The sequence below is a fragment of the Natronomonas halophila genome (assembly GCF_013391085.1).
Taxonomy (GTDB): domain Archaea; phylum Halobacteriota; class Halobacteria; order Halobacteriales; family Haloarculaceae; genus Natronomonas; species Natronomonas halophila.
On the sequence record NZ_CP058334.1, the window covers coordinates 2,570,817 to 2,595,282 of the forward strand.

Here is a 24,466-nt window from a genome sequence, read left to right on the forward strand (position 1 = left end):
GCCGTATCGTCCCACGGGACTGCCGGCTAAATAGCCGTTTTGGATGCCGGGGCGGGTGCCGCTGGTCATCGTCGTCGGGGAACCATCTTGACGTCCCGCGTTGGCTGGGTGACGATACTCACCGATGGCGAGAGTGGGCTGGAATCGACCGGCTCCAGCCGATAGCGACTCGCGACGGCGGCCAAAAGCAGCGTCGCCTCGGCCATGGCGAAGGCCTCGCCGATACAGCGCCGCGGCCCGCCGCCGAACGGGAAATAGGCGAACCGATGGCGCTCGTCGACCGGCTTTCGCTGCCAGCGCTCGGGTTGGAACGCGTCGGGCGCCTCGTAGCGGTCGGCGTCGTGGTGGATGACCCACTGGGAGAGCAGCATCGATGTATCAGGTGTGAGCCGATAGCCGCCGAGTTCGGTCTCGGTGGTGGGTTCGCGTCCGAGCGCGGGGACCGGCGGGTAGAGGCGGAGCGATTCCTGTAACACGCGTTTCGTGACTTCGAGGTCGGGGCGGTCGGCCGGCGTCGGTGGCCGCCCGCCGAGCACGTCGTCGAGTTCCGCGGCCAGTCGGTCGTCGACGTCTGGGTGGGTGCCGAGCAGATGGAAGGTGAAGGTCAGCGCCGTCGCCGTCGTCTCGTGGCCGGCGAACAGCATCGTCATCACCTCATCGCGGAGTTGCTCGTCGGACATGGCGCCGTCGCCCGCCGCCAAGAGCGTCGATATCAGGTCGTCGCCGGGCCCCTCCGCGCGCCGCCGTTCGATGAGGTCGTAGACCTTCCTTTCGAGTTTCTCGACGGCGGCGTTGTACCGGCGCCACATCGGAATCGGGACCCACTTCGGGACCGCAAACGAGACGGGCTGATTCAACGGATTTCCGGGGGATGTGATGTGCTCGAAGGTTTCGCCGAGGTCCAACCCCTCGTAGTCGATGTCGCTCCCGAATATGGTCTCGAAGAGGATACGGAGCGTCACCTTCCGCAGTTCCTCGCCGATATCGTAGGTGCGGCCGGGTTCGAGGCGGTCGGCGAAAGCCGCCGCGCGGTCGGCCATCGTTTCGGCGTATCGTTCGATGCGCTCGCTGGTGAACGCCGGCTGGATGAGTTGCCGCTGTCGCTCCCAGAGGTCGCCCTCCGAGAGGACGAGGCCGTCGCCGAGGAGTTCCGAGAGGACTTCCCGTCCGACGGAGGCTTTGGTGTACCGCTCCGAAAAGAGCACTTCCTCGACGAGGTCCGGGTCGCTGACGAGCGCGACGTCACCGATACCGACCATATAGAGGGACGCGACCCGGCCGTATCGGTCGGCGACCCGCTCCAGATACGCCCCCTGTCCCCGTGCGAGCGCGAAGGTGTTTCCCACGATCGGCAGTCCGGTCGGCCCCGGCGGCTCTCGCATACCGCACCGTTACGGCAGGAGTTTCAAAGGGGTTCCGCCGGCGAGAGACAACATCCATGGGGCTCACCGCCGACGTAAGGGTATGATTCACACCGAGGACGCCGACGGGTACCGCATCGTCACCCTCGACCGGCCGGAGCAGCGGAACGCCCTCACGCCGGCGGGGCTGGACGCCCTCGAAGACGCCGTCACCGACTGCCCGGAGCCGGTCGTCTATCTTCGGGGTGCCGATGAAGCCTTCTGTGCCGGGGCGGACTTCTCGGTGGTCGCCGACGTGGCCAACGCTGCCGACGCCGACGAGGACGCCGTCGAACCGTTCGTCCGGCGAGGCCAGCGCGTCGCCGACGCCATCGAAACCTCGTCGTCGGTCGTCGTCGCGGGAATCGACGGGCCGGCCCGCGGCGGCGGCGTCGAACTCGCCGCGGCCTGCGATATGCGCATCGCAACGCCCGACGCGACCTTTGGCGAGCCGGGGGTCACCTTCGGCCTCTTTGGGGCGTGGGGCGGGACCGTCCGTCTGCCCGAGATCCTCGGTCTCGGGGACGCGCTGGACTTCTCGCTGTCCGGGCGAGTCATCGACGCCGCGGAGGCGCTCCGCATCGGCCTCGTGTCGCGGGTGGTCGACGACCCTGAATCAGTCGCCGCGTCGCTGACCGAAAACGACCAGCAGGCGCTCGAACTAATCAAGGCGCGCGTGCGGGACCGGGCGCCCAAAGCCGAACAGGAGGACGCAGAGGTGGCCGCCTTCGAGGAACTCGTTGCGGCCCACGCCGACGAACTCCGAGAGTTGAGCGACTGACGGCCCGCTGTGGCACCGTAAAGGTTGAAGCCTTCGGCCGGATAGGGTGGGTACGAATGCCAGAGTGTGAGTATTGTGGGGCCTCCCACGACAGCGAGGAGGCGCATCTGAAGCACCTCAAGGCCGAACACGCGGACGAACTCGGCCCGATAGACAAGCGTCGAATCGGTGATGCCGGCGAGGACGACGGCGGCCTGCCGACCGGCCCCATCGCCCTCGGTGTCGTCATGCTGCTTTCTATCGGTATCGTCGGCTACGTCGTCTTCATCGCCGGCGGCAGCAGCGGTGGCATCGGACAGGCGGGCAGCGCCCACTACCACGGGACGATGGAGATGACCGTCCTCGGCGAGGACGTCGATTTCTCCCAGCAGCAATATCAACTCGAGGACCAGCGGTTCCACTTCGAAGGCGGTGAGGGTACCCGGTGGCACGCCCACGCGACCGGCGTCACCTTCCAGTACGGGATGGAGGCGCTCGGCTTCGAGGTCAACCGCTCGCCGAACACGCTCGTCTACGAGGGCGAAACCTACGTGGACGGCGAGGGCTACGAGGTAATATTCGAAATCAACGGAGAACCGGTCTCCGACCTCGAATACGTGCTTCAGGAGGGTGATTCCATCCGCGTCGTCGTCCGCGAGGCCTGACCGACGGCTGTTTTTAAAGGGGGTCCGGCGCGGGCGGCATTGACCGCTTGTGCTCGCTTTGCTCGTAGAGTTCGACCACGCGCTCGATGGCCTTCTCGGGCAGTCCGAGCGTTCGGACGGTCGCAGTCTTCGAGAAGGGGCCGTCGACGTGGAGCGCGAGAATCGCATCGAGTTCGTCGTAACCCAGTCCCATCTCCTCCTCGTCGGTCTGTCCCTCCCACATCGCTGCCGTCGGCGTCCGGGTCACGAGGTCCTCGGGCACGTTCAAATCACGCGCTAACTGCCGGACTTGACACTTGTAGAGGTTGCCGATGGGGTTGCAGTCGACGGCCTGGTCGCCGTACTTCGTGAAATACCCCGTCGCGGCCTCCGAGCGGTTGCCCGTCCCGAGCACGAGGCGGCTTTCGGCGTTGGCGACGAAATACAGCAGTACCGCGCGCGTCCGCACGCGGACGTTCCCGAGCGCCATTCGGTCCTCGGCGGCACCCTCGGGTGCGGCTTCGACGAACGTATCGACGATGGGGTCGATTTCGACGATTTCGTAGTCGATGCCGAGGTCCTTGGCGACCCGCTCGGCGTCCGTCTCGTCGGCCTCGGGGTTGACGGAACTCGGCAGGAGAATCCCCTTGACGTTCTCCGCGCCCAACGCCTCGACGGCGAGGTAGGCGACCGTCGTCGAGTCGATGCCTCCGGAAAGGCCGATGACCGCCCCGTCGGCGCCCGCCCCGTCGACCGTCTCGGCGATGAAGTCGATGATGTGGTCGCGGCGTTCGGCGAGTTCCGACTCGGAGAACTGCAGGTCGATATTCGTCCCCTCCACCAGTGGGTCGTGTTCCGTCATCACCGAGCGGTTCGGCCGGTCACGACTAATAAGCACCCGTCGGGGCGGGATTTCTGGACGCTCGTGGAGTCGGGACCAAGCGCTACGTTCAAGTGCGGGCGTCGGGTACGTTGGTTTAGCGCCGTTGGTGAGCGACTACGTCGCGAGCCTCGGGGCGTGAGGAGAGAAACGACGAACGCGCCGTTGGTCCAGTGGTAGGACATAGCCTTCCCAAGGCTAGAGCCCGGGTTCAATTCCCGGACGGCGCATTGCGAGGCGCGACTGGAAGGAGCGCCTCGATATTGTGAACGGGGCGCGAAGCGGCCCGTGAACGCATTTCTGTAAGGAAGTAACGTAAAAAGCGGGAGCTCTGTTTTTACTGCTCCGCCGAAACCCGCTCAGTCTCCCGGCCGCTCGCGTCGACGACGTACTCCGTCAGCACCTCGGTCACCGGCTCCCAGCAGCGGTAGAGCCGTCGGGCGAACGCGGCGAGGACGACGAGGCCGACGAGTAGGAAGCCGAGGTGGTACAGGCCGGCGATGTCGAAGGCCCGGAACGTCGGCGTCACGGCGGGGGCGAAGCCGCGATAGGCGACGGTGACGGCGACGAAGCCGACGAGGAGTTTCGCGGCCGCAGCGGCGTTCTCGACGGCGGCGTCGTGGCCGTCGAGCGCCTCCAAGACGGCGCGTTCGACTTCGGGGGCGACCCACAGCAGGGCGCCGACGACCAGCAGGGTCACGACGGCGAGGCCGAGCGCCCACGGCGAGACAGTCAGGCCCGCGAGCAGGCGGTCGATACCCGGCGTGACGGCCAGGAGGCCGACCACGACGAGGAGGCCGACGAGGGCCAGTCCGGCTCGAACGAGCGTCCGAACGGTGGACTCCTCGGGCGCCGAAACGATTTGCAGGCCGCTGTTGTCATCGGTCATATGCACCACGTCGGTAACGGATGGGTTGGTAAATCCTTGCTGGCCACCTGTCGGTCGGCCGAAACGCGGCTTCCTATTTAAATGCCCGCTCGTAGTCGCCGGAATCCCGAATCGCAAGCAGTTCCTCGGTCGCCTCGCGGTCGAACTTCATCGGGCGGCGCCACCACGGCCCCTTCCCGGAGTCGCTGGAGAGGTCCGTCACCAGTCGATTTGCGTCGACGCCCGCCTCGCGACTCGATAGGGGAATCGCTTGGTCGTAGAGTTCCGACCCGGCGCCGTCCCCGTATAAAAGTACCTCCGCGTCGAAGGGGTCGCGCTTGACGTGGGCGTTGTTACTGAAAAGGGCGCGTTCGGCGTCGCTGGCTTCGTGGTAGTCGTCGGCGCTGAGGGGGTCCCGTTCCAGTCGGAAGTGGCCGATGAGGTAGGTGCCCCAATCGGGGGCTATCCAGTCGGCGCGCTGGTCGTCGGCCGTCGAGAGCGTGGCGTAAAAGAAGACGTAGTCGCCGGCATCCAGATCCAGGAGGGGTCGGGCCTTCACGCCGTGGGGGTCGCCGTAGGTGTAGCGCTCGCAGTCGTGGATTCCGGCGAAGGTTGGGTCGAGATGGACCGGCGTGTCGGCGACGTCGCTGACGTCAACCGAAAGGTCGAGGTCGGCGTAGGTCGGCACCGCCGCCTCCTCGCGAATAGAGGCCGATTCGGGGATGGGGACGTACTCGAACCGGCCGTCACCGAAGATGGGGCCGCGAAAGCCGGGTTGGTTCGTGTTGGCACCGACGTTGATGGCGACGCTCCGCATGGGCGGTAGTTCGCGTCCAGCGGGAAAAGCGGCGCGTTCGAACCGGCAAGGCTTTTGGGTTCCGTCGGGTGGGTGAGGTATGCGACGTCGGCGCGTACTCGTCTTCGGCGGTATCATTCTACTTTGTCTCGGCGTGTTGGGCGTGCTGGCTGTCACTGCCGACGACACCGTACAGACCGATGAGGGCGAGCCGTATCCGGGCGAGACGCTCGTCACCGTACAGGCCTACGGCTGGTTCGGCAACCACAACGGCGACGTGTTCATCGTCGACGAGAACGGCGACCGGACCTGGGAATACCAGCCGCCGAACGCTGCCGTCTTCGACGGGGAGTATCTGGACAACGGCAACGTGATGGTCTCCTACGGCCAGCGTGTGCCGAATTCGGAGTGTCCCGAGGAGTACCAGAACACGTCGAACCACGGCGACCACTGTGTCAAGAACGTCGTCGAGGAAATCGACCCCGAAACCAACGAACGGGTGTGGGCCTACACGTGGTACGACGTCTTCATCCATTGGCACGAGGTTCACGACGCCGACCGCCTTGACAACGGCGAGACGGTCATCATCGACATGGGCCGGGACCGCACCTTTACAGTGAATCAGGAAGGCAACGTGACCTGGGAGTGGTCGGCCGTCGAGCACCTCGACGAGGGTAGCGAGTTCTGGAACGAGCACGTCAACGGCACCTCCCGGGAGAGCCACGACTACACCGGCCCGAGTCAGGACTGGTCGCACATGAACGACGTCGACCGACTGGAGAACGGCAACTACCTCATGTCCATCCGGAACTTCGACGTCCTCGTGGAGGTCGACCCTCAGACCAACGACGTCGTCGACGTCATCGGCGACCCCGGCAACCACAGCATCATGTACGAACAGCACGACCCGAACTATCTGGAGGCCCACGACCACGTCATCGTCGCCGACAGCGAGAACAACCGGGTCGTCGAGTACGACGCCGAGACGATGGAGGAGGTCTGGCGCTACGAGGGGCCGTCGACGAGCGACCGACTCCAGTGGCCCCGTGACGCCGACCGCCTGCCGAACGGCGACACGCTCATCGTCGACTCGCGGAACTTCCGGGCCATCGAAGTCGACGAGAACGGCGACGTGGTCTGGGCGCACGACCTCTCGGAGCGCCGGGGCATCATCTACGACGCCGACCGTATCGGCCCGAATCGGAACCTCGACGAAGAACCGGAGGACGTCCCGGCGGGCGATAACCTCGAAAGCCGGGGCCACAGCGGGGTGGTCAGCAACACGGTCGCGTTCGTCGAATCGTGGCTCGGCTTCGTCTTCCCGCCGTGGTTCGGCCTGCCGGGACTGCTCGCGGTCCTCGGCATCCTACTCGGGGGCCTCGGCTTCGCGTGGGAAGGCTATCGCGACTACCGGGACGGAGCGTAGAATTAGCAGTCAGCGGTCGCCGGGCGGCCGGCGGTCCCGCTGGAACTCGTCGAAGCGGTCGAGGTCCTCGGGCAGTTCGTAGGGAATCTTCCGCTCATCGCGCTCGCTGGGATGGTCACCATCGACGGGTTCGGCGACGTCCTCCCAGCCGGGTTTGATGCGGACGCTTTTGGCGGGTGTGCCGACGACGACGTGGTGGGCGGGGACGTCCGACTGGACGACTGCCCGGGAGCCGACGATGGCGTTTTCGCCGACCTTGACGCCGGCCCGGACCATCGCATCGTAGGTCACGCGCGCGTCGTCCTCGATGATGGTATGGAAGTTCTCGACGTCGGTCTGGTCGACGATATCGTGGTCGTGGCTGTAGACGTGGACACCGTCGGAGATGGAGACGCGGTCGCCGATGGTGAGTTGCCCGCGGTCGTCGAGGTGGACGTCGTCGTGGACGACGACGTTGTCGCCGACGGAGATGTTGTGGCCGTAGGTAAAGGAGATGCCCTTGAAAAAGCGGCAGTTGTCACCGCACTCGTCGAAGAGGTGTTTGGCGAGCATCCGCCGAAAACGGAGCGCGAACTCGACGTTGTCGGCCATCGGCGTGGCGTCGAACTGCCGCCAGAGCCACTGGAGGTGCTTCGACTCCTGGAACCGTTCTTCGTCCTTCTCGGCGTAGTATTCGCTTTCCAGCGTCGCGTTGCAGGGGTCGTAGCCCTGCAGGCGGACGCGTTCGGCCGGCGAGACGTCCTCGCCGGCCTGCCAGCGCTCGTAGGCCTCCCGGTCGCCGTGCAGGTCGACGAGGACGTCCTCGACTACCTGACAGGTGTCCTCGTCGCTGGATAACCGACGGTCTACCTCGTCGAGAAACTGTTGGAGGCCCTCTTCGGCCTCCGCCGGCAGAGAGACGTGACGCTTCGTCATTATCGTGGAGAGGGGACGGGGAGGTGTTAGGAATTGTTATTGAGGCAGGCGCATACGGCGGCGCCTTGTCGACTGGTACGGAAACTCGCGTGCGGATAATTCGGCGCTTTAGGCTCTTATACAGTTATTAGAAACTCGGTCTTCAGAGCTGTCATTGTGGTATTAATCCTCTATAATGGAATTCTAACTAAGTCTGTGAGCCACCTCATATAGGTTGGTACCCAGGGTGTCCGGAGGTACAAAATGGAGCGCACACGACTCGGTAAGGCTATGATAGGGATTGTAGAGGATTACGAGCAATGGAGAGCGCCTTTTAAAGAGCATGGGGGAATCACTATGCCTATAACACAGGAGATGGAGACGGATCGGAATAAATCACTCTTCCTAACACTTACGACGGCTCTTAACCGGCAAAGGGATGCGGAAATGCTATATTCGAAGTTCGAACGGTTGTGGTACGATGAACATCGGATTTTTGAACCTGATTTCTTGGTTGGTGAGGATCGATATGACGAACTGGAGCGTCTATTCGTGAAGGAGGGTGTACGTTTCGGGAAAAAGGATGCACAGGCTTGGTATGAGGTTGCTCGAACATTGTTTAGAGACCACGAATCGAACCCGATGTATCTATTTCGGTCGTTCGAATTCGACAGAGAACGGATCGCCCAGCATGTGATAAACGCATCAGGTGATACACGGTTTTATAGTTACAGTTACCCGGTGTTACGAGGAGACAAGGTGCGGCCGATGTGGCTGCGTCTGATAAACAATCAGGTTCATCCGCTCGGTAAGATGGGCGGGGCAGATATTTCGGTCGATTCACACATTATCAGTTTTACCAATAGATTGCTCAAAACGGAGTATACCAGAGCAGGCGAGGATAAAGAGGAGATTCGTCGATTTTGGCGTGACGTCTGTGAGGGGCATCCAATCACGCCTGTCGACATAGACGGTCCGATCTGGTACATCGACCGAGGATGGGAGGATTGGGGAAAGCGGTATTTCGAACGCAAAATACAGGAAAAATCGGCCGCCTAAAATATCCTCCCCCGTATCCCGCCAGGCGAGACGAACCACGAGCGATAAGTGGGCCAACGCCTAACGAAGGGGTATGAACTATCGGACGCTGGGCGACTCCGACGTGGAGGTTTCGGAAATCGGCTTCGGTGCCTGGACGGTCGGCACCGACTGGTGGGGCGACCGCACCGACCAGCAGGCCATCGACATGTTGCAGTACGCCGTCGACCAGGGCATCACCTACTTCGATACGGGCGACGTCTACGGGCACGGCAACTCCGAAGAACTGGTCGGGGAGGCGCTCGCGCCGGTTCGCGACGAGGTCAGCGTCGCGACCAAAATCGGCTACGACTTCTACAACAACCCGCAGGCGGGCCACGGCGAACTGCCCAAGGAGATGAACCGCGAGTACCTCGAAGAGGCCTTCGAGAAATCCCTCGACCGTCTCGACATGGAGAAAGTCGAGATGCTCCAGTTACACAACGCCAACGTCGACGAAATCGACGCCGACGTACTGGAGTTCCTCGACGAGGTTCGCGAGGAGGGCCGCGCTGACGCCATCGGTATCGCGCTGGGGCCGTCTATCGGCTGGCTCGCAGAGGGTGACCTCGGCATCGAGGAGGAGTTCGATTCGGTCCAGCTCGTCTGGAACCTCTTCGAACAGGAAGTCGGCAACCACTTCCTCGAGACTATCGAGCGGACGGGCTCCTCGACGAGCCTCATCCCGCGCGTGCCGCACTCCTCGGGCCTGCTGAACGAGCAGGTCACCCCCGAGACGGAACTCGGCGAGGACGACCACCGCGCCTACCGTCCCGACGAGTGGTACGAGGCGGGCTGGGAGAAGCTAGAGCAGATTCGATTCCTCGAACGCGACGGCGAGCGGACGATGGCCCAGGCCAGCCTCCAGTGGCTGCTCTCCCACGACGAGGTGGCGACGGTCACGCCCACGTTCCGTACTCGCGAGGACATCGACGAGTGGGCTGCCGCCAGCGACGTGCCGCCGCTCTCGGCGGACGAATACGACCGCGTGCAAGAACTCTACGAGAACGACTTCGATATCGACGGCGACGACGGGATGGACGCCCTGCGCTCGTCGGTCGAAGGCGAGGACATCCAGTCCGCCGGCCTCGACAAGAAGTCCGCCGGCAGCTAACTCTGTTAACTAATCGCACACGAGCCGACGGGTTTTTGAAGGCCAACGCTGTAACCGGATTAAGTCCACATGCACGGAAACGCGCCCCACTCCGGCCGCTCCGAACCGACGCCCACCTCCGAGGACCGCCGCGCGCTGCGGCGCGAACTCGTCGATATCGCCTCCTCGACGCGTGACCTCCTCGCCGACGATTTCATCGTCGGTGGCGAAATCGCCGGCGACGACACCGGCCTGCAAGCGCGGGTGGCCGTCCAGCCGCCCGTCGGCTCCGTCGTCTCCGCGGGCTTCGAACTCGGTGACGGCGAGGCCGAAACGCTCGCACAGGAGCTCGCCGCTGGCGCGGTGATGGAAGCCAAAAACGCCGGCCGCGACCACCCGCGCGGCGCACGATAACGTGGTAACGCGGTAACTCCTCGTTTTTACCCGGTTTTCTCCTCTTCGAGTAACTTCTCGACGACGCGTTCGGGTTCGTCGTTGCCGAAGGCCGACTCGACCAACAGGCGGCCGCCCAGTACCGACGGGCTGAGGACGATATCAGCGCCGGCACGGCGGAGTTTGCGCGTGTTCTCCCGGTCGGTCGCCGCGGCGACGATGCGGAGGTCCGGGTTGAGTTCCCGGGCGGTCAGAATCGTCATCGCGTCCTGCGCGTCGTCGTTGGTCGCCGCGATAAGCCCGCGTGCGCGTTCGATATGGAGCCGATGAAGCGGTTCCTCGTCGCTCGGGTCGGCGGTGACGACTTCGAACCCACGGTCACGGAGCCGTTTGGCGTTCTCGGTGTCCTGGGTGATGACGACGGCCTGTTTGTCGCCGAGGCTTTCGAGAATCGGTTCGGTCAAATCGCCGTAGCCGATGACGATGTAGTGGTTCTCCAGCAGGTCGAGTTGTTTGTCGCTCATGTTTCCGAGTGCGGTTGCGAGGCGGGCTTCGATTAGCGGGCCGAGCAGTGTACCGAGGGCGACACCGAAACTGGCCACGCCGGCGACCAGCACGGACATCGAAAAGAGCCGTCCGAACTGGGTGGTGGCGGTGATGTCGCCGTAGCCGACCGTCGAGGCGGTGACGATGGTGAAGTAGAACGCGTCGAGGACGGTGTTGACGCCGTTGAACTCCTCGCGGAGCGCGTAGGTGCCCATAGTGCCGTAGACCTGTACGCCGCCGACGGCCGCCAGCGACGCCAACTGCGTCAGGCTGAGGTCCACGTGCCGGGTGAAATACCGGCGGTTGAGGAGGACGGTCGGCATCGTCAGCACCGACAACACCACCAGCGGATACGAGAAGACGCTCAACTGCGCCAACCCCTGCAGCGCCGTCACCGGCAACAGGACGACGGTCGCGTACCATCCCATCCGATAGCCGCGGCGGAGGCCGTAGGCGCTGAGCAGCATCAGGAAGCCGGTCATCGCGCCGGTGAATCCGGCGGTCCGGGCGACGGCGTCGGGGACGTACGGTGCCAGCGGCCCCGCCACTTCGACGGTGCCGATGTTGATGATGCCGGTGATAACCGAGAGGACGGCGACGATAGTGGTCAGAAACACCGCGGCTTTCGTCCGCAGGAGTCTCGAGGTGTTTTCGTCGTCCGACTCGGCCGCCATGGTCCCGGTGTCGTGGCGCTCCCGATAAAACCCCACGTTCGCGCGGCGCCAGTCCGCCCTTCCGGCGTGGTAAGGGCTGCTTTCCCCGTCCCGGTAGTGGTTTAACCGGGGGCGCCCTTCGGACGCCTCATGCCACAGGCGTTCCCGATAGAGGTCCTCCTCGGGATTTATCTCGGCGTTCTCACCGGAATGTTCCCGGCACTGGTCGCGTGGGCGCTGGGATTCATCTTCAAGTATTTCACCGGGGTGTCGATTCCCGCCTTCGGTGTCGTCGTCCTCGCGCTCGCCCTCGCGGGTATCAACGGCGGGCTGTTGGCGCTGAACGACCCCGCCGTCACCGAGTCGGGCTTCCGTATTGTCGTCGCCCTCCTCGTCGTGCTGATGCTGTCGATGTACGCCCACTCGAAGGGCGACAAGATGGGCGCGGAGTTCCCGCGCCGGCTTTCCTTCAAACGGCTTCGAGAGCGGACGCTCTCCAGTGACGTGGTCGAGTTGGTCGGTTCCCGCGGCGAGGTGAAAGTCGAGGTCGTCGGCGAAGTCATCGACATGGAGGGGTATCCCCCCATCGCCGAGACGACCCGCGAGGCCATCAAGAGCGGCGACTGGCGGTTCCCGGCTGACATTCCCATCTCGGAGTTGGAATCCCGCTTTGCCGAACGGCTGAAGACCGACCTCGACCTCGTCGACGTGTCGGTCCGTATCGACGAACGCGGTCAGGCGACGGTCATCGCCGCGCCGCCGCTGTCGGGCATCTCCAAGCGTGTCCCCGCCGGCAAGCGTGGCGTCTCGCTGGAGGCGCTCGTCCCGACGGGCCTCGCACGCGGCGACGAGGTACTCGTCCTCGCGGAGGGCCTCGCCGTCGAAGGGACGGTCATCGCCGCCAAGTCCGGCAAGAAAGAGGAGACGAAGACCGACGGCGGGACGGTCACCGACAAGGCGGCGTCGGCGCCGGTCCCCGCACCGACGACGACCGGGGGAGAGGGGCGAGTCACGCTCGCGGTCACGCGGTCGGACGCCGAGAAACTCCTCGGCATCCAGCGCGGGAAGCTCGTCGTGAAGGCCCGCGGGACCCGCCGGGAGTTCGAACTCATCTCGCTGCTCCGGCGGGCCGGCAAGCGGTTCCGGAAGTTCACGGTCAAGCCGGACAGCGACCTCGACGGCGTGACGCTGGCGGCGGCGAACGTTCGCGAGACCCACGACGTCGCCGTGCTAGCAGTCAAACGACCCGACGGCTGGGAGGTCGCCCCGCGCGGCAGCGTCGAACTGATGGCGGGCGACGAACTGTTCGTCGTCGGCAAGCGGGAAGCCCTCAACGCCTTCGAGGAGGTGGTCGCATGAGGTCGCCACTCCAGATCGCCGTCGAGGACCTGCTCACCGACATCGTGCTCGGTATCGTCCTCGTGGTGTTGGCGGGCGTACTCGGAATCATCGTCGGCCTCGTACACCGCTGGCAGGTCAACGACCAGGTCCCCGAGGGCCTGTCGGTGTTGGTCGGCCTTAGCGGGGTCGCGCTGTATCTGAACACCTCCGGCGCGCTCGGACAGGTCATCGTCGGTCAGCAGGACCTGCTTGCGCTCGAAACAGCCGTCTTCAACGTGGTCACGTTCTTCGTGGCGGGTCTCGCCGCGATGGCCGGCGGCCGCCTCGGCGACCGGACTGGCATCGGCTTCTTTGCGGTCTCGGGCCGGAAATCCGTCGAGACCGACGTCAGCCGCATCGTCAAGACCGTCGGTCGGGTGACCAGCGTTGAACTCCCGGACGCCATCAACGACATCGACGGCTACGACCCCGTGGACCCGGAAACGAAGCGGAAACTCACGGGACAGACCCTGCTGTTCCCCCGACGACTCACGGTCGAGCAACTCCGCGACCGCATCATCGAGCGGTTGCGGACGGACTACGGCGTCGGCCACGTCGACCTCGATATCGCCGACACGGGCGAAATCGAGTACCTTGCCCTCGGGAGCCGTGAGGCTGGAATCGGCCCGACGCTCCCGCCGAGCAGCGCCGCCGTCGCCATCAAGGCTGACCCGCCGAACAACGCCAGCCCCGGCGATATCGTTCAGGTCTGGACCGCTGGCAGTCCCGAAGCCGAAACAAGCCCACAGCGGATTACGAACGCCGAACTCCGGGGAACTGCCGAGGACGTCGTCACGCTGGCGATGGACGAGGAGGAAGCCAAGACACTCGATACGGAGGCCCGGTATCGCCTCGCGACGCTGCCGGTCGAAGCCCGGGCCGACCGGGAGTTCGCCTCACACCTGCGGACGGCCGCCGAGACGATGGGCGTCGTTACCGTCGGGGAGGGAAGCCCCATCGCCCACAGCGTCGTGGGCGCCCTCGACGTCGCCGTGGTCGCAGTGCGGACGGCGGATGGCGAAATCGAGGCGATACCCAAGCGGACGCGAACGGTCGTGCCCGGCGAGGAGATATACGCCATCGGCCGGCCCGACCGACTTCGCAAACTGGAGGCTGCGGGGGCCGCGGCGAGCGGTGCGGCACCGGAGACGACGGTCGAAGAGTAGTCGTTACACCCAAACCGACTGCCCCCCGAGTAGGGGTATGGCCGACGAGGACGAACCTATCGACCCGAGCGAAATCGGTGAAGGGGATGCACCGCCCGTCGAGGAAGCGCCCTACAAGATAATCTTCGAGGCGAACAAGTGTATTGCGGCGGGCAAATGCGCCGAGGTATCCGGGAACTGGGAGATGGATATCACCACCGGCATCGCCAAGCCGGACGTCTACTTCTTCGACGAGTCGGACCTCGACCACAACGTCCGTGCTGCAGAGGTATGTCCGGCGAAGAAGGACCGCGGGGTCATCCACGTTATCGACCGACGGACGAACGAGGAAATCGCGCCGGACCCGAACGGCGACGGGACGCTTTCGGTCGACTGGTAGGTTCGACCGCCCACCGTAACGCCTTTGCGCGGGACACGCGGACGTGGTGATGCCGAGGCGCGGCCTCGGACGATTCGCGAGGGTGGCCGAGTCAGGACAAAGGCGGCGGACTTAAGATCCGCTCCCGTAGGGGTCCGTGGGTTCGAATCCCTCCCCTCGCACTCGCCGATGCGAACGAACGTGAGCAGCCGTGCGAGTGCGCGGAGGATTTCGAAGCCTACCAGTCGCGCACAGCGAACGAAGTGAGCGAGCACGTCTGGTTTTGGTTCGAATCCCTCCCCTCGCATAGCGAGACTCCGAGCGGTAGCGAGGAGTCTCGAAACGAACGGCGAGCGAAGCGAGCCGTGAGGTTGGGCGACCTGAGCGAAGCGAAGGTCGCCATTAGTGAGCGGCGCAGCGCGCCGCGAACTTGCCGGATTGCGAACGGAGTGAGTGACCTCGGATAATCGACCGACGAGCGAAGCGAACCGTGAGGTTGGGCGGCCTCGCTTCGTTCGAACCGCCTTACTGAGCGACACGATACGCCGTGGACTCTGGTGGATCCCTCCGGTATGGGTCCTGATACCCTAATTCAGGGCGTTTCAGGGCATTCGTCCGGTACGTCGCGCGTGCTGGCGTGAGTTCTTCCTTTCTTGGTTAAAAACGCGCCTTTGGGAAACAATTGCCACTCGATATAGCTTGGCTACCCGGATGTATCACCGCCGCAGCACCGGGGTGGGGCGGAAATCGAGGGGCGGTTCGTCGTCTGTTCTAGCGGTTTTTCCCGCGGATTTATAAGTAATGAGGAAGATGGGGAAGACGAGATGCCAGATAAAGACTCCCTTTCACGGAGAACGTTCCTGAAGGCAACGGGTGGTACCGCCGGTGCCGTCGCGATTGCTGGCTGTGGTGACAGCGGCAACGGAAACGGTAACGGCAACGGTGACGGTGACACGCCGACGCCGACGCCCGAAGACGAGCCCGTCTATACGACGGAAGCCCCGAAGGCTCAGGAAGCCTGGGAGACCGTCGAGAACAACCCCGGTCCCGAAGCCGAGGACATCCGTACCGAGGCGTTCATCGAGATCGAGGAAGCGGTACGCGACGACATGGTCCTCCTCCCGCTGTACCACGAACTCACCGAGTGGTTCTGGTACGACTGGGTCGACATGCCGAAGTTCGGTTCGCTCGGCATCCACCGCCTCCAGCACAACACTACCTCCGTCGACACCTCCTCCGACCAGAAATCCGAGAACGTCCTGGTGATGATCAACGGGACGATGTCGACGATCGACCCCATCCGCTCGGACGACACGGCCTCCGGCCGGGTCATCCAGCAGATGTACGAGAACCTCGTCAACTACATCAACGGGAACCCGGAGATCGAAAACCAGCTGGCCGAGTCCATCGAGGTCTCCGACGACGGCCTGACCTACACCTTCAACCTCAAGCAGGGTGTCACGTACCACGAGGGCGGCGAACTGACTGCCGCCGACGTCAAGTACTCGATCCGCCGCCTCGCCGAATCGTCGAACAGCGTTCGGGCGAACTTCGTTCTCGACAGCGGGTTCCTCGGCGTCGAACACGAGACCGACGACGAGGGCAACGTCGTCCCCGACTCGCTGGCCGTCGAGGCCGTCGACGACTACACCCTCGAAATGACGCTGACGACCCCGCAGCCGGCCGCACTCGACATTCTCGCCTACGACGCCTTCGGCGTGATGCCGGAAGGCACCGTCGGCGATATTGAGGGCTACGACGGCGAGGTCACCGCCGAGGAAATCAACAACTCGTACGCGAACGGTACCGGTCCGTTCCAGTTCGAGGAGTGGTCCGTCGGCGAGCAGGCCGAGGTTACCGCCTTCGGCGACTACCACGGTGATGGTCCGGCACTCGACGGTGTTCGCTGGAGCATCATCGAGGACGACAACGCCCACCAGACGGCGTACGTCGAGCGGAACCTCGACCTGTTCACGATTCCGACCTCGTTCTACAACCCCGACAACGTCGACGCCGAGGAGGACGACCAGGGCCGCGACGTCGGTACCTACGGTCCCCTCGAGAACGGCGACACCGTCAACTATCTCGGTGTCCCCACCCTCTCGGTGTTCTACGTCGCGTTTAACGTTCCGCAGGTGCCGAAGAAGGTCCGCCAGTCCGTCGCGTACGTCACTCACCACCAGGAACTCATCGACCAGGTCTTCAAGGGTCGTGGCGCGCCCGCGTTCAGCTTCACGCCGCCGGGCATGTGGCCCACGGGCCCCGACGGCTACAACCAGTGGGTCGACAACTGGCCCTACTCGCGCAACGAGACGGACCGAGAGTCCGCAACGCAGGCGCTCAACGAGGCCGGCTTCACGGCCGACGACCCCTTCGAGATGACGCTGACGACCTACGACTCGGAGGTTTTCCAGGAGTTCGGCCGCCTCACCCGTGACAAGCTCGACGGGACCGGTATCAGCCTCGAACTCGAGACGGCGCCGTTCAACACGCTCATCAGCCGCGGTGAGGAGGGCGACCTCGAGTTCTACTCGCTGGGCTGGATCTGGAGCTGGGTCGACCCCGCCTACGGCCTGTTCGGGTTCGAACCCGAGAACACCGACACGAGTATCATGCCCACCGAGACGGACGGGTACTACCTCGACTGGCACGTCGGTCTCGAGGACTACGAGAGCGGCGACGGCAGCTAAATAGCGCGTTCCCCGCCTAATTTTTCGGCGGATGCATGGTTAGCCAGACGCCCGCTATACCCGGTGAGCCGCCGCGAAACCACGATGCCTAAGAACCTCCGATGTATATCCACCGAATAGCTCAAAATATGTCGACTGAACGGAGTACTGATACGATATGAGCCGCTGGAGATACTTCTTCAAGCGGCTATTACTCTCGGTGCCCGTCCTGTTCCTCGTGATGACGGTCATTTTCGTCGTCCTCCGGATGGGGCCGCTTGACCCCGTCGCGGCGATGCTTGGTCCAGGGGGGTTATCCGGGGCGAACGCCGAGGCGATACGCGAGAACCTCGGGCTGAACCAGCCACTCTGGCAGCAATATATCGACTTCATCACTGACCTGATTACGTTCAACCTCGGGCAGTCGTGGGTCCTCCACCCCAACCGCACCGTGTTCGAACTGCTCCGTGCGTTCGGACCGCGAACCCTGTGGCTCGGGTTCTGGTCGATTCTCCTGCCGCTGTTTATCGGCATCCCGCTCGGTTTCTACGCGGGGATGAACCCGAACAGTTGGGGCGACTACATCGCCTCCTTCGGCGGTATCATCTGGCTGGCGATGCCGAACTTCTGGCTCGGCATCATGCTGTTGACCGTGCTTCGGCGGACCGACGGCGGCGACGGTCCGCTCGGCTTCGACTGGTATCAGTTCGGGCCGAACACCGACAGCCTCATCGGCGCACCGTCGCTCGACTTCGTCGACGTCAGCAGTTGGGCCGACCTCGGCGTCGTCTCGCTTCCGACCGGCCTCTCCTTCGAGTGGATGACGCTGGCGGTCGCCATCAAGGTCATCCTGCCGGCCGCCATCGTTCTGGGGTCGGCGTCGATGGCCTCGGAACTCCGAATCGGTCGGACGGCCGTTCTGGAAACCATTAATTCGAACTACGTCGAGACGGCCAAGGCCAAGGGCCTCTCGAGTCGCGTCATCGTCTGGAAGCACGTCTTCCGGAACGCGCTGATTCCGCTACTTCCGATTATCACGAACGAGGCGTTCCTGCTCATCGGCGGGTCGGTCATCGTCGAACAGGTCTTCAACATCAACGGCATCGGGAAACTGTTCTTCCAGTCGGCCGTTCAGGGTGACCTGCCGCTTGCCGGAGCGCTCATCTACATCTTCACACTCATCATCATCTTCCTGAACATCGTACAGGACCTGCTGTACACCGTTCTCGATCCACGCGTGGGGTACGACCAATGAGCACTCAGACAGACGACATGACGCTCCGTGAGCGTATCGTTACGAACCCACGTCCGGCGCTGCTGTGGTTCGCCGGACTGGCTCTGCTGGTCGCCGTCGAACTCGGGCGGTTCGCACGCGGCGTCATCGCGTTCGGCGACGCCCTCTGGTTCCTCATTACCGGCCTCGGCAAGGGCCCCGGCTGGGTCGAAGGCAACGTCGCCGGCACGCTCGGGTCCGCGGCCGGCAGTATCGCGTACCTGCTGACGGCGTTGTTGTTCCTGGGACTCGCGGCAATCGTCGTCAAATGGCTGTTCGTCCCGATTTCCATCGTTGACCGACTCGGCATCGAGCGGAGCGCCGGCCAGGAGGAACTCATCGAACGCGGGATCATCGCACTCGGCCTCGGCGTCTTCGCGGCGCTGCTCGTCTGGACGCCCCTCGGCGGCGTTCTCGATATGATTGTCACCGCTATCAAGGGCGGCATCGAGTCGGTTGCCTCGATGCAGACGCTGACCAGTCGCGAGACGATTCCGAATCAGGGGTATCAGGACCCCAACGGAAGCGGCTGGGAAGGGACCTTCATGGGCCTCTCGCCCGCGTGGGCGTGGGCGGTCCGCGTGCTGGTGATTTACGCCTACGCCTTCCTCCTGTTCGGCTGGCTCTGGAAGGGCTACGACGTCTTTCGCGAGCACTACCGCGAGGCCGACTGGACGCCCCGCGACGACAGCATCGACCGTTTCCGGACACACTACTGGGGCATCTTCGGACTCGTAATCGTCTTCGCCTTCGTCGTGATGGCCATCTGGGCGCCCGCTCTCGGCCCCGTCACGGCCGAGGGCAACCTGTACAGCCCGTACGAAAACGAGTTCCAGTACACCGAAAACGGCGAAGTCAAGACGATTACCCACGGCGCGGCCAACATCAACACCCGTTCGCAGGGCGGAGACGCCAACGTCGGGCCGATGAGTTACGACCAGTACAACCGGTGGGCGCCGCTCGGTACCAATCAGGACGGCAAAGACCTCTTTACGTTCGTGGCCTTCGGGGCCAGAACGTCGCTTGTCATCGGTATCACCGCCATCGGTCTCGGGACGCTCATCGCGCTGGTGTTGTCGCTCGTGACGGCCTACTACAAGGGGCTGGTCGACCTCCTGACCATCATCGCGAGTGATACCATCATCTCCATTCCGGCGTTCCTGATGGTGTTGCTGTTATCGGTGGTTTTCCAGGAAGCCAACCATCCGATAGCCAGTATATACGACGGTGGCTTCCTGTTGGCACTCATCTTCGCGGGGGTGTACTGGCCGACGCTGTGGCGGTCCATACGTGGCCCATCCTTGCAGGTCGCCGAAGAGGAGTGGGTCGACGCCGCCAAGAGCTACGGCCAGAGCCCGCTCATGACGATGCGAAAACACATGGCACCATATATCGCGAGCTACATCATGATTTACGCGTCGCTGCTGTTGGGCGGTATCATCATCGCGACCGCCGCGCTTTCCTTCCTCGGGCTCGGCATCAACCCGCCGACCCCCGAGTGGGGGCGTATCGTTTCCTCCGGCCGCTCGTACGTCTCGACGTCGTCGTGGCACATCTCGACGCTGCCGGGCGTCATGATCGTCCTCGTCGTCACCGGGTTCAACGCTCTGGGTGACGGCATCCGAGACGCCATCGACCCCGAAAGCGATATCAGCGGTGGCGACGCCGCCGCCACCGGGGGTGGTGGCTGATGGCGGTCGAACAACGGCGCGAATCCACGAGCAACCGTTCCGAGGCTATCGTGACGGTCCGGAACCTCCAGACCGCGTTCTTCACCGACAAGGAGACCATCCGCGCGGTCGATGGGGTCTCCTTCGACCTCACGCCCGGTGATACGGTCGGTATCGTCGGCGAAAGCGGGTCCGGCAAGAGCGTCACGGCCCGCTCGATTATGGGCCTCATCGAATCCCCGGGCCGCGTCCTCGAAGGGTCGAGCATCCGGTTTAACGACCTCGCGACGGTACGTGAGTTCGCCGAGGAGTTCCCGAACCGGACGGCGGACATCAGTTCGCTGGACGACGAGTACGACCCGGCCGAACTGTTCGGCCGGTCCGAGGTCGACGCGACGCCGCTGGATTTCGGCTACGAATCCGTCGACGAAGCGACGGTGGCGGACTTCGTCGCGGCCGGGTATGGCGACGACCTCGGCTTCGTCGACGAGAACGACTGTGTCTTCGTCACCGAGGGCGACGCCGACTCGCCGCAACACATCGAGGACGGCTTCATCGAAATCTCGCGCCTCAGCGGCGAGGCCCAGCGTGCCATGCGTGGGAGTAAAATCGCGATGGTCTTTCAGGACCCGCTGACCAGCCTCAACCCCGTCTACACCGTCGGCAACCAGATAAAGGAGGCACTCAGTCTCCATCAGAACCTGGAGGGTCAGGAAGCGACGCGGGAGGCCATCCGCCTGCTGGAGGCGGTCGGGATTCCGGACGCGCGGCGACGGGTTCGGGAGTATCCTCACCAGTTCTCCGGCGGGATGCGCCAGCGTGCGGTCATCGCGATGGCGCTGGCCTGTGACCCCGAGGTGCTCATCTGTGACGAACCGACGACGGCCCTGGACGTGACGATTCAGGCACAGATTCTCGACCTGCTCGCCGACCTTCAGGAAGAGCGGGACCTCTCCATCATGTTCATTACCCACGACATGGGGGTCATCGCGGAGGTCACCGACCGCGTCAACGTCATGTACGCGGGCGAAATCGTCGAGACGGCGGGCGTCGAGTCGCTGTTCGATAACCCGAAACACCCCTACACGCAGGGGCTGCTCCGGTCGATTCCGGGCGAGCAAAGCGGCGAACGGCTCGAAACCATCGAGGGCAACGTCCCAACCCCGAACGAACCGGCGACCGACTGCCGGTTCGCGCCGCGGTGTCCGAAGGCCTTCGGTGACTGCGAGGAGGTCCATCCCGTCCCGGTCGAAGTCGACGAGGAAAGCGACGGCCACACCGCCGCGTGTCTCCTCTACCCGGAGGGGATGCCGACCGAGCAAGCCGTCGACTACCACATTCAGAAGGAAACCCGAGGTGAGACGCGATGAGTTCCGACGCTACCCAGACCACGACCACGGCATCGCCCGAAGAGGACGTGATGGTCCGGGTCCGCAACCTGCGGACCTACTACGACGATAGTACGTTCTTCGGCGGCAACCCCGTCAAGGCCGTCGACGGCGTCTCCTTCGATATCAAACGCGGCGAGACCCTCGGGCTGGTCGGCGAATCCGGCTGTGGCAAGAGCACGCTCGGCCGGACGCTCGTCCAACTGGAGAACGCCACCGGCGGCGACATCGAGTTCAACGGGACCGACATCACGACGCTGTCCGGCAAGGAACTGCAGGAATGGCGGCGGAACGCCCAGATGGTCTTTCAGGACCCCGACTCCAGCCTCAACGACCGGATGACCGTCGGCGAAATCGTCCGTGAACCGCTGGACGTCCACGACTGGAAGACGCCGAAGGAACGCCGCCAGCACGTCCGCGAGTTGCTCGAAACCGTCGGCCTCCAGCAGGAACACTACTACCGGTATCCGCACCAGTTCTCCGGCGGCCAACGGCAGCGTATCGGCATCGCCCGCACGCTGACGCTGGAACCGGATTTCATCGTCCTCGACGAACCCGTCTCCGCGCTCGACGTCTCCGTGCAGGCGGAGGTCATCAACCTGCTCGAAGACCTCCAGGACGAGTTCGGCCTGACCTACCTCTTTATCGCCCACGACCTCTCGGTCGTTCGGCACATCTGTGACCGGGTCGCGGTGATGTATCTCGGTCACATCATGGAAATCGGGCCGACCGAGGAACTGTTCACGGACCCGTCGAACCCCTACACCCACGCGTTGCTGTCGGCGATTCCCGAACCGGACCCGACCGCCGAAAAGAGCCGCATCACGCTCCATGGAACGCCGCCGAACCCCCGGTATCCGCCGGACGGCTGTCCGTTCAGCACCCGGTGTCCGGCCCGTATCCGGCCCGACGAATACGAGGATTTGAACGACGAGTTGTGGACGCAGATCAACACGCTCCGGGAGGTGCTTCGCGAACGTGAGCGCGCCGAGCGAACTATCAAGGACCGAGTCGGCGAACTCCTCGGCAAGGAACCGCGCCTCGGGACCGTCGACGAGATTTACGACGAACTCTTCGGGGATATGGACGTTCCCGCGAAGGTCCAGTCGGTACTCGACGATATCGCTGCGGACGTCCGGGACGGCGACGAGGCGGCCGCCCTCGATATCATCCGCGAGGAGTTCGGCAGCGTCTGTGAATCCCAGACGCCCGAATACCACGAGACCAGCGACGCGGGCCGCATCAGCCTCTGTCACCGCCACGACGAGGCGTATCGCTCGCCGGACGAGGTCCTCGAAGACCGCCACCACTGACCGGTGATGGCCCGTGACGACCCCCTCGGCGTTCGCCTCCGGGTCGCGACGCGTGTCTGTCTCGATACCGTCGGCTACGTCGCCGCCGTCGTCGCCGTCGTGACGTGTCTGGCGTTCGTCCTCGGTATCGCGACCGGCGGGGGGTTCGTCCGGATGAAAGCGCTGCTGTTCGTCGCGGGTTTCGGCCTGATGGCTTACGCGACGGTTCGGCTGTGGCCCTCCTCGCCGGAGGACCTCGAACGGAACGTGATGTCCGGCGTCTCGCCGGCCGGCGGCTCGATACCCGCCACGCCGAACGAGACGCGCTTTCAGGCGTTCGTCCGCCGGCTCCCGCCGGTTCGCTGGGTTCGCCCGCCGCCACCGGACCGGCGGCTCTCGCCCGCGGGCAAACTCTTCTGGAGTAGCGTCGCCATCCTCCTGGTGTCGTATCTGATGGAAACCGTCTTCGGCGTCGTCTGAGCCCCGGTCGGCCCGAACCTCCGGTCTCGGCGCCACCACGAGAGTTAAGAGTTATCCGGCTTCTTGTCACAGTACCACCATGGACCCGAATCCCGACCCGAACGACAAGCCGACGGGGGTTCGTCCCCAAACGCCGCCCGAACAGCAGGCCTGGCAGGCGACCCTCGACGACATGGAGGCCATCGAGGCCGAGCGCCGCGAGGACGGATGGGACGTCACGTCGATGTTCTCCATCCACGCCAACCTGAAAAGCGGGGACGTCGGCGACGACGACCGGTTCGGCCTCGCCTTTATCATCCCCGACAACAAGGCCGACTCCTTCGAGGAGGCCTACGAACGAGGCGAGTTCCCCGAATACCTCGTCTACCGCCACGACGTCAAGCAGTCGTCGTTTATCGTCACCGAATACATCGACCCCGAAAGCCAGACGATTATTCTGGTCGCGGGCCGCTACGACAGCCGACACGCCGCCGGCATGGTCCGGTCGGCGCTCGAGGAAGGCCAGTTCTACACCTACGTCCAGACCATCGACGGCACCGTTCTCGGGTCGTTCGAGCACGACGACGTCGAAGCGTTCGTCGAGATTCCGGACGACGACGCCGACCACCGGTAGGCCGTTCGGTCGACAGTTCGGGACGCTCTCCCACGACGCCCTTTTGAACGTCACTCTCCTATTCGGTCGTAATGACCCACGACCTACCGGACCGTGCCGTTCGCGCCTTCGAGGCCCACGAGGCCTTCGAGCGCGACGGCAAGTGGTTCACCGTGACGACGACGAAGTTCGATGGCCGAGTGACCGCCGCCGAAACCGACGACTGGGACCTCGCCTACACGCTCGAAGTCCGCGCGCCGATGCTGTCGGCGGTCACCGCCGATACGGTTGGCTCCGCCGTCGAGGACGGGTGGTTCGACACCTACGACCGCCGCCTCGAAGACACCCACATGGCCGTCCGACAGGACGTCGAATTCACGGACCGCCGCGTCTTCGAGGAATCCGGCGACGCCGTCGCCGTCTTCGAGTTCGAGTGGGGCAACGCCGACCACGTCCCCGACATGGCCAAGGCGATGACCGAATACGTCGAAGGCACCTACATGGAGGGTATCGTCCCCGGCTACGACTACCAACAGCCCGTCTCCGAGATGCTCGCGCAGGCCCGACAGTCCGCCGGCGATGCGGACGGCGACGGGCGGGGAAGCGGACCCATGCCCCTATAAGAAACTTTTAAAACAGGGTTGCCTCCCTGCGGTCGTGCCGTGAACCGCTCGGGGCGTTTTTCAACACCCCGCTCGGCGGATGCTGGTGTCCGTTTTCTTCTCCACCCTCTGTCGGTTCTACTTCCACCGCGCCAAGAGAGGGTTT

The 24,466-nt window shown here is 64.1% G+C and carries 23 protein-coding genes and 2 tRNA genes; 19 read left to right on the plus strand and 6 right to left on the minus strand.

What is annotated here, in order from left to right; genetic code table 11:
* Positions 1–65 precede the first annotated feature (65 nt).
* Positions 66–1,382 (minus strand): cytochrome P450, encoded by a 1,317-nt coding sequence (locus HWV23_RS13705; protein ID WP_178290957.1) that lies wholly within the window; start codon positions 1,380–1,382, stop codon positions 66–68.
* Between the two features lie 82 nt (positions 1,383–1,464).
* Between HWV23_RS13705 and HWV23_RS13710 the strand changes: the two genes are divergently transcribed.
* Both HWV23_RS13710 and HWV23_RS13715 read left to right on the plus strand, forming a co-directional pair.
* Positions 1,465–2,181, plus strand: coding sequence for an enoyl-CoA hydratase/isomerase family protein (locus tag HWV23_RS13710; protein WP_178290958.1), 717 nt, complete (start codon positions 1,465–1,467; stop codon positions 2,179–2,181).
* Between the two features lie 56 nt (positions 2,182–2,237).
* On the plus strand, positions 2,238–2,825 hold the full coding sequence (locus tag HWV23_RS13715) for a hypothetical protein (protein ID WP_178290959.1): 588 nt from the start codon (positions 2,238–2,240) through the stop codon (positions 2,823–2,825).
* A 13-nt stretch (positions 2,826–2,838) separates the two neighbouring features.
* On the opposite strand, the gene HWV23_RS13720 is transcribed toward HWV23_RS13715, so the two are convergent.
* On the minus strand, positions 2,839–3,666 hold the full coding sequence (locus tag HWV23_RS13720; protein ID WP_178290960.1) for an NAD+ synthase: 828 nt from the start codon (positions 3,664–3,666) through the stop codon (positions 2,839–2,841).
* A 177-nt stretch (positions 3,667–3,843) separates the two neighbouring features.
* Between HWV23_RS13720 and HWV23_RS13725 the strand changes: the two genes are divergently transcribed.
* A tRNA-Gly gene (locus HWV23_RS13725) sits at positions 3,844–3,914 on the plus strand.
* Between the two features lie 107 nt (positions 3,915–4,021).
* On the opposite strand, the gene HWV23_RS13730 is transcribed toward HWV23_RS13725, so the two are convergent.
* On the minus strand, positions 4,022–4,573 hold the full coding sequence (locus tag HWV23_RS13730; protein WP_178290961.1) for a hypothetical protein: 552 nt from the start codon (positions 4,571–4,573) through the stop codon (positions 4,022–4,024).
* Between the two features lie 73 nt (positions 4,574–4,646).
* Complete coding sequence (locus HWV23_RS13735; RefSeq protein WP_178290962.1) at positions 4,647–5,369, minus strand: Nmad3 family putative nucleotide modification protein; 723 nt, start codon at positions 5,367–5,369, stop codon at positions 4,647–4,649.
* A 79-nt stretch (positions 5,370–5,448) separates the two neighbouring features.
* Between HWV23_RS13735 and HWV23_RS13740 the strand changes: the two genes are divergently transcribed.
* Positions 5,449–6,774: an arylsulfotransferase family protein gene (locus tag HWV23_RS13740; protein ID WP_178290963.1), complete on the plus strand. Its 1,326-nt coding sequence runs from the start codon at positions 5,449–5,451 to the stop codon at positions 6,772–6,774.
* Between the two features lie 9 nt (positions 6,775–6,783).
* Here HWV23_RS13740 and HWV23_RS13745 read toward each other — a convergent pair whose 3' ends face one another.
* Complete coding sequence (locus tag HWV23_RS13745) at positions 6,784–7,689, minus strand: acyltransferase (protein WP_178290964.1); 906 nt, start codon at positions 7,687–7,689, stop codon at positions 6,784–6,786.
* A 243-nt stretch (positions 7,690–7,932) separates the two neighbouring features.
* On the opposite strand from HWV23_RS13745, the gene HWV23_RS13750 reads away from it, so the two are divergent.
* From HWV23_RS13750 to HWV23_RS13760, 3 genes are all read left to right on the plus strand, one after another.
* Positions 7,933–8,727, plus strand: a complete 795-nt coding sequence (locus tag HWV23_RS13750) for a hypothetical protein (RefSeq protein WP_178290965.1) — start codon at positions 7,933–7,935, stop codon at positions 8,725–8,727.
* A 73-nt stretch (positions 8,728–8,800) separates the two neighbouring features.
* A complete protein-coding gene (locus tag HWV23_RS13755; RefSeq protein WP_178290966.1) occupies positions 8,801–9,859 on the plus strand; it encodes an aldo/keto reductase in 1,059 nt (352 codons plus the stop codon).
* A 69-nt stretch (positions 9,860–9,928) separates the two neighbouring features.
* Positions 9,929–10,252, plus strand: a complete 324-nt coding sequence (locus HWV23_RS13760) for a DUF5811 family protein (protein ID WP_178290967.1) — start codon at positions 9,929–9,931, stop codon at positions 10,250–10,252.
* A 26-nt stretch (positions 10,253–10,278) separates the two neighbouring features.
* Here the strand turns inward: HWV23_RS13760 and HWV23_RS13765 are convergent, their stop codons facing one another.
* On the minus strand, positions 10,279–11,451 hold the full coding sequence (locus HWV23_RS13765) for an NAD-binding protein (protein ID WP_178290968.1): 1,173 nt from the start codon (positions 11,449–11,451) through the stop codon (positions 10,279–10,281).
* Between the two features lie 129 nt (positions 11,452–11,580).
* Here HWV23_RS13765 and HWV23_RS13770 point away from each other — a divergent pair, with 129 nt between their 5' ends.
* From HWV23_RS13770 to HWV23_RS13825, 12 genes are all read left to right on the plus strand, one after another.
* Complete coding sequence (locus tag HWV23_RS13770) at positions 11,581–12,789, plus strand: potassium channel family protein (protein WP_178290969.1); 1,209 nt, start codon at positions 11,581–11,583, stop codon at positions 12,787–12,789.
* Entirely contained in the window at positions 12,786–13,976 is a 1,191-nt protein-coding gene (locus tag HWV23_RS13775) for a DUF8167 domain-containing protein (protein ID WP_178290970.1), read from the plus strand. Before HWV23_RS13770 ends, HWV23_RS13775 begins: the two co-directional genes overlap by 4 nt.
* Before the next feature lie 37 nt (positions 13,977–14,013).
* Positions 14,014–14,355, plus strand: coding sequence for a ferredoxin (locus tag HWV23_RS13780; RefSeq protein ID WP_178290971.1), 342 nt, complete (start codon positions 14,014–14,016; stop codon positions 14,353–14,355).
* A gap of 76 nt (positions 14,356–14,431) precedes the next feature.
* A tRNA-Leu gene (locus HWV23_RS13785) sits at positions 14,432–14,516 on the plus strand.
* 642 nt (positions 14,517–15,158) lie between these two features.
* Positions 15,159–17,024 (plus strand): ABC transporter substrate-binding protein, encoded by a 1,866-nt coding sequence (locus HWV23_RS13790; RefSeq protein WP_178290972.1) that lies wholly within the window; start codon positions 15,159–15,161, stop codon positions 17,022–17,024.
* A 157-nt stretch (positions 17,025–17,181) separates the two neighbouring features.
* Complete coding sequence (locus tag HWV23_RS13795) at positions 17,182–18,258, plus strand: ABC transporter permease (protein ID WP_178290973.1); 1,077 nt, start codon at positions 17,182–17,184, stop codon at positions 18,256–18,258.
* Positions 18,255–19,967 carry an ABC transporter permease gene (locus tag HWV23_RS13800; protein ID WP_178290974.1) on the plus strand — a complete coding sequence of 571 codons (1,713 nt, stop codon included), beginning with the start codon at positions 18,255–18,257 and terminating at the stop codon, positions 19,965–19,967. The genes HWV23_RS13795 and HWV23_RS13800 overlap by 4 nt, the downstream gene beginning before the upstream one ends.
* A complete protein-coding gene (locus HWV23_RS13805) occupies positions 19,967–21,316 on the plus strand; it encodes an ABC transporter ATP-binding protein (protein ID WP_178290975.1) in 1,350 nt (449 codons plus the stop codon). Before HWV23_RS13800 ends, HWV23_RS13805 begins: the two co-directional genes overlap by 1 nt.
* Entirely contained in the window at positions 21,313–22,647 is a 1,335-nt protein-coding gene (locus HWV23_RS13810; RefSeq protein ID WP_178290976.1) for an ABC transporter ATP-binding protein, read from the plus strand. The genes HWV23_RS13805 and HWV23_RS13810 overlap by 4 nt, the downstream gene beginning before the upstream one ends.
* Before the next feature lie 6 nt (positions 22,648–22,653).
* Entirely contained in the window at positions 22,654–23,106 is a 453-nt protein-coding gene (locus HWV23_RS13815) for a DUF7555 family protein (protein ID WP_178290977.1), read from the plus strand.
* A 79-nt stretch (positions 23,107–23,185) separates the two neighbouring features.
* Complete coding sequence (locus HWV23_RS13820; RefSeq protein WP_178290978.1) at positions 23,186–23,719, plus strand: DUF7529 family protein; 534 nt, start codon at positions 23,186–23,188, stop codon at positions 23,717–23,719.
* Between the two features lie 71 nt (positions 23,720–23,790).
* The gene (locus HWV23_RS13825; protein WP_178290979.1) at positions 23,791–24,321 is read left to right on the plus strand and encodes a DUF5813 family protein; all 531 of its coding nucleotides are present in this window, start codon (positions 23,791–23,793) and stop codon (positions 24,319–24,321) included.
* Positions 24,322–24,466 lie beyond the last annotated feature (145 nt).